General features: G+C 31.9%; 10 protein-coding genes. 4 read left to right on the forward strand and 6 right to left on the reverse strand.

From position 1 onward, the window contains the following. Positions 1-61 precede the first annotated feature (61 nt). The 4 genes from P6733_RS17290 to P6733_RS17305 are packed head-to-tail and all read left to right on the forward strand — an operon-like array spanning position 62 to position 3,798. Positions 62-961: a MerR family transcriptional regulator gene (locus P6733_RS17290; RefSeq protein ID WP_306354211.1), complete on the forward strand. Its 900-nt coding sequence runs from the start codon at positions 62-64 to the stop codon at positions 959-961. A gap of 58 nt (positions 962-1,019) precedes the next feature. Further along, entirely contained in the window at positions 1,020-2,480 is a 1,461-nt protein-coding gene (locus P6733_RS17295; protein WP_306354212.1) for a phytoene desaturase family protein, read from the forward strand. Positions 2,481-2,501: 21 nt separating this feature from the next. Next, complete coding sequence (locus P6733_RS17300) at positions 2,502-3,341, forward strand: phytoene/squalene synthase family protein (protein WP_306354213.1); 840 nt, start codon at positions 2,502-2,504, stop codon at positions 3,339-3,341. Positions 3,342-3,354: 13 nt separating this feature from the next. Then, on the forward strand, positions 3,355-3,798 hold the full coding sequence (locus P6733_RS17305) for a sterol desaturase family protein (protein WP_306354214.1): 444 nt from the start codon (positions 3,355-3,357) through the stop codon (positions 3,796-3,798). Between the two features lie 57 nt (positions 3,799-3,855). Here P6733_RS17305 and P6733_RS17310 read toward each other — a convergent pair whose 3' ends face one another. From P6733_RS17310 to P6733_RS17335, 6 genes are all read right to left on the reverse strand, one after another. After that, positions 3,856-4,404: a DUF4252 domain-containing protein gene (locus tag P6733_RS17310; protein ID WP_306354215.1), complete on the reverse strand. Its 549-nt coding sequence runs from the start codon at positions 4,402-4,404 to the stop codon at positions 3,856-3,858. Between the two features lie 5 nt (positions 4,405-4,409). Then, complete coding sequence (locus tag P6733_RS17315; protein ID WP_306354216.1) at positions 4,410-4,937, reverse strand: DUF4252 domain-containing protein; 528 nt, start codon at positions 4,935-4,937, stop codon at positions 4,410-4,412. A 7-nt stretch (positions 4,938-4,944) separates the two neighbouring features. Continuing rightward, positions 4,945-5,382, reverse strand: a complete 438-nt coding sequence (locus tag P6733_RS17320; RefSeq protein WP_306354217.1) for a hypothetical protein — start codon at positions 5,380-5,382, stop codon at positions 4,945-4,947. After that, positions 5,369-5,878 (reverse strand): RNA polymerase sigma factor, encoded by a 510-nt coding sequence (locus P6733_RS17325; protein ID WP_306354218.1) that lies wholly within the window; start codon positions 5,876-5,878, stop codon positions 5,369-5,371. The genes P6733_RS17320 and P6733_RS17325 overlap by 14 nt, the downstream gene beginning before the upstream one ends. 241 nt (positions 5,879-6,119) lie before the next feature. Continuing rightward, positions 6,120-6,587 (reverse strand): hypothetical protein, encoded by a 468-nt coding sequence (locus P6733_RS17330; RefSeq protein ID WP_306354219.1) that lies wholly within the window; start codon positions 6,585-6,587, stop codon positions 6,120-6,122. 4 nt (positions 6,588-6,591) lie between these two features. After that, positions 6,592-12,936 carry an FG-GAP-like repeat-containing protein gene (locus P6733_RS17335; protein WP_306354220.1) on the reverse strand — a complete coding sequence of 2,115 codons (6,345 nt, stop codon included), beginning with the start codon at positions 12,934-12,936 and terminating at the stop codon, positions 6,592-6,594. Positions 12,937-12,939: the final 3 nt, after the last annotated feature.

Below are 12,939 nucleotides of genomic sequence, written 5' to 3' on the forward strand. Positions count from 1 at the left end.
AAACTACCAAGGCAACTCTTACTTAAATTGTCTATTTTTGTTTAAGCAATTTCGGTTTATCATGAACAGCATTAAAAACAAGTATAGCATTAAAGACCTAGAAAACTTTTCTGGAATAAAGGCACATACCATCCGAATCTGGGAAAAAAGATATAACATTCTTATTCCAGTACGTACACAAACTAATATCCGCTTATATGATTCCAAAAGTTTACAGAAACTACTCAATATAACTACCCTTCATAATTCTGGTTATAAAATTTCAAAAATTGCAGAACTTTCGACCGATAAGATTCATCAATTGGCGAGTGACCTTACGCAATCCAAAAAGGTAAAAAATTCTACATTGAATGATTTTAAACTTGCTATAATAAATCTTAATCAATCTAAATTTATTGAGATTTACAATCGATTGAGTGAGGAGAAATCCTTTCATAAAATTTTTATCGAAAACTTCATCCCATTACTTAATGAAATAGGAGTATTATGGCAATCCGGCACAATTTCTTCAGCACATGAACATTTTGTGAGTCATTTAATCAAACAAAAAATCATTAGCCATACCGATCAGTTGGTTCAAAAAAGTATCCCCAAGAGCAAAAAGATGTTTGTTCTCTATCTTCCAGAAAATGAAATTCATGATTTAGGACTCTTGTACCTCAATTACGAACTTATTTCACACGGATATACAACTTTGTATCTCGGTAATAATACCTCCTTAAAAAGCCTTACAGAGATCACAAAGCATCACTCTAACGTAACATTCGTAACTTATTTAACGAATGAGCCTTCGAAGGAGTATCTTAATGAATATATTTTGACTTTGTATAAAGAAATTTTACATCCGTTTCAAGCAACATTATGGGTTACAGGATTATTATCAAAATCTATTGCAACAGATAACCTCAACCCAACCACACGAATATTTTATTCTTTATCTGATTTTATAAAACACCTATAATTATTCTACTTTAAAAAAGATCAATTTGTTTATCTTTTTTGTAGTTTTGTTAAACAAAATGAAAAAAGACATCAAAATAATCGGATCTGGTTTTTCTGCACTTTCGGCAGCATGTTATCTTGCCAAAGCGGGTCATACTGTCACAGTATTTGAAAAGAACAGCACCATTGGTGGTAGAGCAAGACAATTAAAAAAAGATGGATTTACATTTGACATTGGCCCAACATGGTATTGGATGCCAGATGTATTTGAACGTTTTTTCAATGATTTTGGCAAGAAGCCATCAGATTATTATCAGCTTCAAAAGCTTTCTCCCGCATATCAGGTTTATTTTGGAATCAATGAATTTGTTCTTATTGCAGATCATCTGGATCAAATTGTATCTACTTTTGAAAGTATTGAAAAAGGCAGTGGTGTAGAATTACAAAAATTCATGTCGGTAGCCCAACACAATTATGAGGTGGCCATAAAGGATTTAGTCTATCGTCCAGGTATATCACCTTTGGAATTAATTACATTTGAAACGGCTAAAAAAATTGATCAATTCTTAGGAACCATTCATAAAGATGTCCGTAGAAAATTCAAAAACCCAAAGCTTATTCAAATTCTAGAATTTCCCGTTTTATTTTTAGGGGCTAAACCATCTGATACTCCTTCGTTTTATAGTTTTATGAACTTTGCTGATTTTGGTTTGGGCACATGGCACCCTAAGAAAGGAATGTATAGTGTCATTTTAGCCTTGGAAGCTTTGGCTAAAGAACTAGGCGTAACCATCGAAACGAATAGCCCTATAGAACAAATAATTGTTGAGAATAATCGAGTAATCGGTTTTATTGTAAATGGAGAAAAAATTCCAGCTGATATTATCCTGAGTGGTGCCGATTATCATCATACAGAATCATTACTTCCGATTACTCACAGAGTCTATTCAGAAAAATACTGGGAAAGCCGGGTGTTTGCTCCTTCTTCTTTGTTATTTTATGTAGGGTTTGATCAAAAGGTTTTAAATGTAGAGCATCATACCTTATGTTTTGATGTTAGTTTTGATACCCATGCCAAAGCTATTTATGATGATCCAAAATGGCCAGAAGAGCCACTTTTTTATGCGAGTTTCCCTTCGAAAACAGATCCAAGTACTGCACCAGATGGGAAAGAAGCAGCCATTTTTCTAATCCCAATTGCTCCAGGATTAGAAGATACAGTAGCCATTCGAGAAGAATATTTTGAAAAAATAATTCGGCGTTTAGAACAACTTACACAACAAAGCTTAAAAAATAACATTATTTTTAAAGAGTCGTTTTGTGTTACTGATTTTATCAAAGAATATAATTCTTATAAAGGGAATGCGTATGGTATGGCAAATACCTTATTTCAAACTGCTTTTTTAAGACCTAAACTAAAAAGTAAAAAGGTGAAAAACCTCTACTTTGCAGGGCAACTTACCGTACCTGGACCTGGTGTACCACCAGCATTGATATCGGGTAAGTTAGTCGCCGAACTAATACAAAAAGAAGAATAAGATCCTTTAGAAAGCAACGATATGAAATCAATATTTGACAATGTTTCTTTTGAATGCAGTAGGAATGTAACGAAATCATACAGTACCTCATTTTCTTCTGCTGTAAAAATGCTTTCTCCTACTATCCGTCAGGATATCTATAATATTTATGGCTTTGTACGATTTGCTGATGAAATTGTAGATAGCTTTCATGATTATGATAAGGAAACTTTATTTTTCATGTTTGAGGATAATCTTACACAGGCTATAACACAAAGAATAAGTTTAAATCCGATTCTGAATGCATTTCAACATACGGTTCATAAATATAGTATTCCTGTAAAATTGATTCAGGATTTTATGGATAGCATGAAATTAGACTTGCATAAAACACACTATCATACTCCTAAAGAATTAGCGGATTACATCTATGGTTCTGCCGATGTTGTAGGTTTAATGTGTTTAAAGGTATTTGTTCAGGGAAATGATAAACAATATGAAGAGCTCAAGTATTCGGCTATGCGGTTAGGTTCTGCTTTTCAAAAAGTGAATTTCTTAAGGGATTTAAAAACTGATCTTGATCATTTGAATCGCAGTTATTTTCCCAATACTAATTTGAATGAATTAAATGAAGCTAGCAAATTATCGATTATTGAAGAAATTGAAGCTGATTTCAAAGCAGGTTATGAAGGAATATTAAGGTTGCCTCTAGAAGCTAAATTTGGTGTATATACAGCTTATGTCTATTATCGAAAATTACTTTCTAAATTAAAAAAGACACCTTCTCTTGAAATTAAAAATACTCGTATTCGAGTTCCCGATTATCAGAAAATCGGGTTATTGGCTAAATGTTACTTTAATTACCGATTAAGAATTATATAAAACTGAATTTATTATGTGGTTACATTTCGTCATATTCATACTCACCTTTCTCATCATGGAATTCATGGCTTGGTTTACCCATAAGTATGTTATGCATGGATTTTTATGGCGTTTGCATCGTGATCATCATAAAAAAGACCATGATTCATGGTTTGAACGAAATGATACTTTTTTTATTTTTTATGCCTTCGTAAGTATTGGTTTCTTTCTCTTATGGGACTATGATATCTTAGCTATCGGATTGGCTATTGGTCTAGGGATTTTTGCTTATGGATTAGCTTATTTTTTAGTGCATGATATTTTTATTCATCAACGTTTTAAGCTTTTTAGAAATGCAAATCATCGATATGCTAAAGCGGTAAGAAGAGCACATAAAATGCATCATAAGCATACAGGAAAGGAAGATGGAGAATGTTTTGGGATGTTGATTGTCCCGTTTAAATACTTTAAGAAATAACGAAAAAGAGGCTCAGTAAAAAATCACCAAACCTCTTCCTCATCAATACATTTATTTTTATTGCTTTCCTTGTTCCAATAAACCTTTTAGCGGTTTTAATTGTTCCATGTCAATATTTGATTTTTTTAGTAAGCCTAATACAGTCATCATTTGGTTTACATTCATATCTTTTCCTAAAACGCGTACAATAGCAAAACCAAAATCCTTACTATTACCAAATAACACAAACTCTTTGATATGATCGTCTTCTCCAACAAACTGAACCGAAGCTCCTTCTTTACCGGATCCTACTTTGAATAAATCCTGATATTTTGGATCTTTCAAAATCGCCTTAACTTCTGCTCTTTCTTTATCAAACTTAGGTTGATTTAAGCTATCAGCTTTATAGGCTAAGATATTCATCTTATCGATTGCGGCTAATGCTGACTTTTCTTGAGCCGTTAGCTGCTTTTCATCCAATTTTAAAATGCTTGGTGAAAGATCAAGTGCAATGAATTCTTTAGAGTCTGTATTCTTCACAAAGTATTTTTGTAAACTTGGTGAATTATCACAACTTACGATTAATAAGCTGCATACTAATGTCAATGTATAGATGATTTTTTTCATGATGTTTATTTTTTAGCTGCTTTTTTTAGTTCTTCACCACCTGGTAAATTCATTTTTTTAGTCAATACTGATATTTCATTGATATCAAAATCACCTGTTAAAGACATTAATACGGTATCGTCACCTTTGGCACTTCCACCTTCAATGAACATTAAAAGTTCTTTAATTTGTGTTGTAGAACCTCCAGATTTTACGTAGATTTTAACGTTTTTACCACTATCATTTACACGCATTAATTCTTCCAATGCATTTGATTTTAGGTATTTATCTACAGAGCTTCTCATATCTGCTGATACTTTATTATTTTGTGTTACAAACACTTTTAGGTTATCTAGTTTTTTAGCCAGATTTAAATATTGTTGTGCTTCTTTGTCTTTTTTATCCACTTCAACCTTACTCATCATTTCAAACATCTTTTTACTTACGACTACAGATGTTACATTATCTTGTCCATCAAACTTATCAAAAGCTGATTGTGCAAAAAACAAAGTCGGCATTAAAGCGATTACTAGGGTAATTATAAACTTTTTCATGGTGTTCTTATTTAAAAATTATTTTTTTCGATTTTTCATATTCATTAACGTACTTTACACTTTCTATGCCAATATTTACATTCTCTGACAATAGAGACAATGCTTTTTGTGTCTCTTGGAAAGCTTCTTCCGGATCATTGAATGTTCCTAAATCCTGTGAAGGCTTATTGTAATTGTTATACACTGTAAATACACCGAGCATTACAACAATCGTTGCGGCAATTGATAACCACGCTACTTTACGTTTACGAGTTTGTAGTGGTACTTCTTGCTCAAACTTCTGTTCTTTTGCAACGTTAAAATAACCAAACATCGCTTTATATTCTTCTAAATGCGGCGCCACATCTAGTCCGGAAAAATAGTTCTTCAACTCTTTTTCTTCAGCAATACTTGTCATTCCCTGAAAGTATTTTTCTAATAGTTCTTCTATTTTATTGGATTCCATAATTATGCTTTTTTGTCAATTCTTCTCTTATCGTTTTTCTAGCTCTTGAAAGTGCTACACGCACGGCTGTTTCATTCATTTCCATTATTTTGGCAATCTCTTCAAATTCGTACTCTTCAACATCTCGCATTTGAACAATTAACCGCTGTTGTTCTGGTAAAAAATTCATTATTTTCTCTACCCAATTCCAACTATCCCGATCTTCTAACTTCTGTTGCAAACCAGCTTCGCGATCTGTAAAATTATTATGTACGATTTTCAAATTACCGGCTCTTTTCGATTTCAACTGATCCAAACAATAATTCTTCGTCATGGTCATTGCAAAAGCTTCTACACTTTTATAATCGTCTAAGGTTTCATTCTTATTCCATAATTTCACCAATACCTCCTGAGTTGCATCCTCAGCTTCTTCCGTACTTACTAGCAAACGTTTTGCTAATCTAAAGACTCTATCTTTAAACGGGTTGATTAGATTTATAAACTCTTTTTGGTTCATCGGGCTACTAATTATGCTTGTATAAAATTAAGACGAGGGACTATTTCTTTTGTTACAAAGAAAATTACATTTTATTAAAATTAATCTTTTTATCGAGAATTGCAAGTTGGATATATTACTCCATAAACCTTTAGAACTCCAATAATACGAAGGAATATAACAAAAAAAGGCCTACTAAAAATAGTAGACCTTATATATGAATAATTCGATTTAAATACAGTACCGCGCACTAAACTCAAAATTATTTCTTCCTATTCTTATTTTCAAAAGCTCCGATCAACTCATTTAAAAGAATAACTTCTTCCTCTGTTATCATTTTTTCTTGCTGATAAGGAACTAATACATCAATAACAAAATCATATTCAATATCGTTTTTTATCTTTTTCCTTTTTAATATTTTGGCCAGCTTATTCTCTCTTTTATACGGTAATCCCAACTCTTTTATTTTCTCCCAAAACTTATCTACTGTTTCTCCACTACCTTCTTGGAAAAAAGTAAAAACACCTTCGATATTATAACTCAAACTCTTTAAATTACTAAATTTGGGAAGTGGATTTAAAGTATATTCTTTATATTCAGAATACACGTCGATAATTATGTTAATATCTTTTTGGCTCATATCCTTAATCTGATATTTTTTAAAAACATCTATAGCAACATCTATAGCTTTTGCTAAGTTACCTGCAGCTTCTTTATATTTTTCTGTCATATTGTTAAAATTTTAATTTCCCTCCCCACTCTAAGTATTTTAATAATGAAATATTTACAGGACTAATTCCATTTCTGACATTTCCTGACCGTCCTTGTTCCCGATACATTTCTATTTGTAATTGTTCGACACCACGAATAGTCCAATATGAAGAATCAAATTCTCTCCTTACAAATCCTGCCATTGTAGCTGGTAACGAAATCGATAATTTTGCAGGTCCATAGCCTTCTTTATTCATATGATGGTTAACATCCCGTTTTGCCACAATTTCTTCTGGACTTCCATAACCACTACTTCTACCTACATATACAAACCCTTCTTTATTAACTTTAGTATATGTGACATACTTAAACCCTTGTGGATCAAGACTCTCTTTTACTGCATCTACAGTTTTGGTAATTGTATTAGCAACAACAGCTCTATTATCATACAGCCATACACCTGTAGCAACTCCAAATACCACAGGAATTAAACCGTTATCAAGAACTAAAACTGGATCAATATCATCTGCGATTAATCCTCCAATAATGAAACCGGCATAAGCATAGGCTCTATTGTTATATCCATCAGGATTAATATATGTAACGTATTCATGATTCTCAATATTATGAGTAAAACTACTTGTACTTGAAATTTCAGGATGACTACCATAACTTTCCAAGTAATTATTCGCATAGTTTGTTGCTCCTAATGAAACCACCGTTGAAACACTTGATAAAGCAGCATTTGCCCAAATTCCAGCATTCCAATTAAATGGATTTCCATCTCCACTCGCTTGAGCACCATGAATATACGTAGAAAACAAATAACCTAACACATTTCCCCAAAATTCACCACTTGGATCAATATATTTTGTAGGGTTATTCATTCCATAACTATATCGATTATAGTTCTGTGTATTAAATGGATCTTGTAAATTATTATCCGGTTGTAAAAATCGATGTAGCTTGGGATCATAAATACGTCCATTCATATTTATTAATCCTACACCTAAGAGATGCTCATGCCCAGTATATCCTCGATCTAAAAATAGGCCTGTTGATGTAGTTGGTACAGGCTTACTTCCCGCATTATCTGCATATTTGACTAATGCACCCCATGGATCAAATAACCTTTTTTCAACAACAGTACCAACATTATCAGTAATTACTAAAATTGATCCTTGATAATCTCTATGTAGATAAAAATAATTTTGAGTTGTGCCATCACTTTTTAAAATTACGGGCGCTGAATATCCATCACCACCAATATAAGTCACAAATTCTACAGAAGTAGGTGAGGACGTTTTATATTTTATCTCAATTGTACCATCCGCAGAATAAAACTTTCGATAAGGTCTTTGATTCTTATCTGATTGTAATCCTCCATAATACATTGTGGATCTACCTTCAAAAGCATTATAGTCAAAATCAATATTTTCCCTATTTTCTTCTTTAATTGTTATTGGGCTTTTAAATAAATTATAAGTAATATTTTGCTCTCTTCCAGTATAATATATCAAATCGTTTGACGGGTTATCAAGAGTTATTTTAGATACTTGATAGGGTTTCCCTAATGCTGTATTATAGGAGTAAGTACCAATACTATTACTTAATATTGTTCCATTCTCATTATACGTTTGTGATCCTTGTTCAATTGCGTTAGACATCAAGCTAAGACTCTCATCATTAGCATTTTTACCCAATTCAACTGGGGGGGCTATAATTAAACCATTATCACTAAAAGAAGTTAATCGATCCGAATTATCATATGTAAATTTCTTCTTCCAATTAAGAAATGTATTATAAGACAGACTTGTTAAATTACCATATTTCGGTTCAAAAACAGTCTTAAGTGTCATAATATTAGTATTACTTTTATCATGTTTAAACTCAACTGGAAAACCAAAAACATCATATTTGTTTGTAATTGAAGTCCCATTACCTAAATTAGCAGTAAGTACCTGATTTTGTGAATTCACTGTATTCACCTGAGACAATACGACACCGGAATCATTATCTAAAATCTGCCATCTGTATCCATTTTTATAAGTGTATTTTATCCACTTAGAAGAAACTTTCATATCTGCAGTATTTGTAGCAGCATATAATTCTTTTTCAGGCCTTCCAAATTGATTATACTGAATAGCCTGTTGAAAATAGGCCTGAAATCCACTTTCGTCTTTAAAACTTAATCTTTTATAATTATCATAGCCATAGTTATACAAGGAGAATGAGCCTCCAGCATAATCATCCAATCGAATATTGGTTAATAATTTTGTTTCAGGATTATAAGTATAGGTATTTTTTGAAATAATATTACCGCCTGTATCCTTACTAATTTTAAAATCAATTTTCCCAACATTATTTATTGTATATACTGTTTCTCCTTTTCCAGTAACTTTTTCTTTTGTTGTTTCACCAAAAAGATTATATTCATAATTATAAGTCCCTGCAGAAGGGTCAATTAATGTCTTTTTCCTACCCCATCCATCTTGCTCAATCTGTGTTACTACCCCATTATAATTTGTAGATTTCAAAGTTCCATTGGCAAAATACTCATATGATACTGTTCCTCCTGGTGTCTCAGTAAAGGAAATCACATTTCCTGTAGCATTTTTAGTATACTGTTTTGTTTTTAATGCTTCACTCTCTGTTGCTACTAAACCTGAATAGGTATAATTCACTACTTTACCTTCGGAACTAGCTGATTTTAAAGATATCGCACGAAGTAATCTTCCATAAATATCATACGACATTTCATCCCATACTTCTGGTTGAGATACATACGGTTGACTTTGAGTTTTTAATCTATCATAGATATCGTAAGTGAAGTATGTTTGTACAACATTACCCTCAACATTTTTAATCTTTTTATAAATTTCTCTACCCAATTTATCAAGAATAATTTGTGCATATCCCCCCTCATCATTCGTAGTAATCTTTGTTGTACCACCCTCAAAATTTAAGTATCCATAATATTCACTCTTACCTAGATAATTTGCTTTTTGTGTCATTTTCCCCCATTTATCATACCAAAAAGTAGTTTTTAAAGGGTAAGAAGCAATTGACGGCAAAGTTTCAGTTATTAATAGTCCACTATTTTGATCGTAAGTATAAGAAGTTTCTAGCCCCTCAACATCTATTTTTTTAGTTAAGAATCTATGGGTACTGTCAAACTCATAATTTTCAATCCTAGGAGCTAAGCCAGCAGCAGATAATGTTTTTTTAATCATATTACCATACGCATCATATACATGATCTAAAGTAAGATAGTCTGTTGTGGAATCTCCTTTTTTCTTAATTTGAGTTAACAGATTATTACTATAGGCATATAATTCCTCTGATATACTTGTATTATTACTAGGGAGTATTTTTGTATTCTTCTTTTTACTTTTTAATCTTCCAATAATGTACGGTGAGCTAGCTAATGCTTCATATTCAAAAATATCATTTGAAGTTTGTTCAAGACTACTTCCGTTCAAGGCATTTGTTTCAACTTTTATTGGATTATTATAAATATTATAATCTGTGTTTACAATTACACTTGTCCCGTCCAAACCATCAACAGTAATCGATTTGGTATTTTTTAATTTAAATACCTTGTTCGACAATACTGGATTTTCTGCGTTAGCTGTATTCTCATAATTATAGTATTGTGTACTTCTATCTATAAATTGATCATTTTGAGATAAAGTAAGCATTGGAGAAGCTAAGCCTACTACTGAAAAATTCTCGATTGACATTCCTCTTTTGCTAGGATCAAACTTATTAATTGTTGAAATTATTTGAGAATCATCAGCAAACCAATTTGTTGTTAATATAGCTCTAAACCCTAGAAAACCTAATCCATCGGCATGTGAACTTGCTGCGTAATATTTATACAATTGCTTTGCATAAACCTCTGGGCTATTTTTCTCAATTTTAGAAACCACATTAAAACTAGAAGCAGAGCCTACGTCATAATATGGATAATAATTTACGGCCTGATTTGCACTTATATATACGTCATTTCCACTTTTCAGTGGTGCATACGTTATTGTTTTTGTTACTCCATCCCCAGTTGAAATCTGTTTTAATGCTTTCATTTGGAAAGTAAGCGCATCTTGATTCACAAAAAAACCTATTTTATGAGAATCTATATATGACTGCGTTGGAGGATTATTTAATCCGTTTCCATATCCAAAGCCTGCTTCCGCTTCATATAAAAGAAGTTCTGGTCTTTGACCATATACTTTACTTGGTATCACCATAATAGGATTGATCCCAAAATTATAATATTTCGAATTTCGATTGGCAAATGTATTAACTTCATTAGTCCAAATACCACCGTGAAACCTTTTCATATAATTAATTGTCAAAACAACTTCACTGGTCGGTTGTAGATTTCTATAATTATTAGATTTTAATGACAAAATATCTGTCTTACCATCATTATTAAAATCTACGGCTAATAAATTATTTAAATCATGGGATGCTTGAAAGTTTGCTGGTAATGCCTCACTTACAAATCCAAGTCCAGTTGATAGTAAAAGAGTTCTTTCAAGTCCTGCTAGAATTATATCTGTTTTACCATCTCCATTAAAATCACCTGTTATTACTGGGTAATCGTAATTTATCGGGTCAACATCATAGACAACATTTGAAAAAGGATCAAAATGTGGATTTACACCTGGCACATGTTCAAAAAATATTTTGTCTTTACCATCATGATTTGTATGAACAAAAGCATAAGGCATTTCCAAAAGTCTAACTAAATTATCATTATTATCTAATGAATAAACTGAAATTGAGTTTATATTACCTCCTCTAAAAACAATTAAATCTGTTTTACCATCTCCATTAAAATCACCTGTCTTATAAAATTTTTCATCAAGACTAGCATCATTAGTAATGCCTAAATCCTTAACATAATTTGTCTCAATCCTACGGTCTAAATTGACAAAATATAAATTGGCTGGTCCAACTGAAGACGAAGAATTTTGTAAAACTAATTTATCAGTTAATCCATCTCCATTAAAATCTCCCTCAAACCAACTAACTCCTCCAGTATTTGGTAATATTATCTGTCTATTATATTCGTTTTTAATGGTATTGTTTATTAGATCTTTTGAATAAATATTAAAGGTTAATCTTTTCTGATTTTGTGGGTCAAAGCTGTCTCCACTCCAGGCATCACGATTCATCATTTTAAATCCAGTACCGTCATGTTCAAGACATCGTATTGTACTTAAATGTCTATAATTTGGGAAATTTGAAAATATATTTTTTATAGGTGTACTTCCATCATCGTATATTTTTGTATATAGAGTAAGATTATTTCTGGTTGTTAACATATCTAAATCTCCATCTCCATCAAAATCTCCATTAATAATTGTTGGCCTATAATAATTTGAGTCTCCTAAATTGGATTCAAGATAAATTGGATTTTTAGCATGTATTCCTGTCCCTCCAGAATTTTCTCCATATGCAAAAGTTGTTGAGGTATAGCTTTTACTATTATCCCCTGTTTTTTCTGTAATACTAGTTAACCGTTGGTAACCTACTGCCTGTTGATCATGAATTAAATCATAGTTTCTATATCCTTGTCCATTACTTACTACTTTTATCTGACTTAGAATCTTACTATTTACGACACTACCATTAGCCACATAAGATTGTGTTACTATAGACCTATCTTTATAAACAAATTGAATTTCATTAATTGGTATATTTGTGCCAGTACTCCCGTATTGAATGGATGTTAAGTATATATAATTTCCAATAGAAACATATTTATAAGTGATCCTTACACCTTGTGGATTTTGCCAATAGTTTAAAACAAAACCAGGACTAGACAATCCATCCAGTCCATACTGAGCTATAGACCCATCAGGATACTGAACAAAAAAGCCATTCGTTGTATAAGGATTATTAGGATTTGCACAGGATGATGTTACTTTAATATTAGAAAATTTTTCTGTCTCATAAACTGTACCATGTCCTCCATAGATAGAATTTCCACTATCTGTTTTCATGATTAATCTTTGCCCATCTAAGGCAAAACGATCAAAAAGGTCTAAGTCAACAGGATCAATATTATTATCATGAAATTTTGTAGAGGGTATTCTAGTAATAGCTGATAAACCCGAAATCCCCCATCCTAAACCAGCTAAACCATCTCCTGACTGACTAGTATAGGAAAGACCAATTTGAGGAACTATCCCATCTATTCCAGGCGGAACAGCTATAGGAATAGAATAAGTTGCAGCACCTGTTAATGAAACGGATAATGATCCATCAGTAAAACCAACTTCGCTTGAATTCGATACTTGTGCTTGTGCTAAAAAACTATATAACAATAGAATTAAAATAAATTTCAACTTCATCATAAC

The sequence above is a fragment of the Flavobacterium aerium genome (assembly GCF_030766725.1).
In the GTDB taxonomy this organism is placed as follows: domain Bacteria; phylum Bacteroidota; class Bacteroidia; order Flavobacteriales; family Flavobacteriaceae; genus Flavobacterium; species Flavobacterium aerium.

Bases quoted from the DNA above. Each gene is read 5' to 3' on its own strand.
- P6733_RS17290 (WP_306354211.1), top strand. From the start codon at position 62: ATGAACAGCATTAAAAACAAGTATAGCATTAAAGACCTAGAAAACTTT.
- P6733_RS17295 (WP_306354212.1), top strand. From the start codon at position 1,020: ATGAAAAAAGACATCAAAATAATCGGATCTGGTTTTTCTGCACTTTCG.
- P6733_RS17300 (WP_306354213.1), top strand. From the start codon at position 2,502: ATGAAATCAATATTTGACAATGTTTCTTTTGAATGCAGTAGGAATGTA.
- P6733_RS17305 (WP_306354214.1), top strand. From the start codon at position 3,355: ATGTGGTTACATTTCGTCATATTCATACTCACCTTTCTCATCATGGAA.
- P6733_RS17310 (WP_306354215.1), bottom strand. From the start codon at position 4,404: ATGAAAAAAATCATCTATACATTGACATTAGTATGCAGCTTATTAATC.
- P6733_RS17315 (WP_306354216.1), bottom strand. From the start codon at position 4,937: ATGAAAAAGTTTATAATTACCCTAGTAATCGCTTTAATGCCGACTTTG.
- P6733_RS17320 (WP_306354217.1), bottom strand. From the start codon at position 5,382: ATGGAATCCAATAAAATAGAAGAACTATTAGAAAAATACTTTCAGGGA.
- P6733_RS17325 (WP_306354218.1), bottom strand. From the start codon at position 5,878: ATGAACCAAAAAGAGTTTATAAATCTAATCAACCCGTTTAAAGATAGA.
- P6733_RS17330 (WP_306354219.1), bottom strand. From the start codon at position 6,587: ATGACAGAAAAATATAAAGAAGCTGCAGGTAACTTAGCAAAAGCTATA.
- P6733_RS17335 (WP_306354220.1), bottom strand. From the start codon at position 12,936: ATGATGAAGTTGAAATTTATTTTAATTCTATTGTTATATAGTTTTTTA.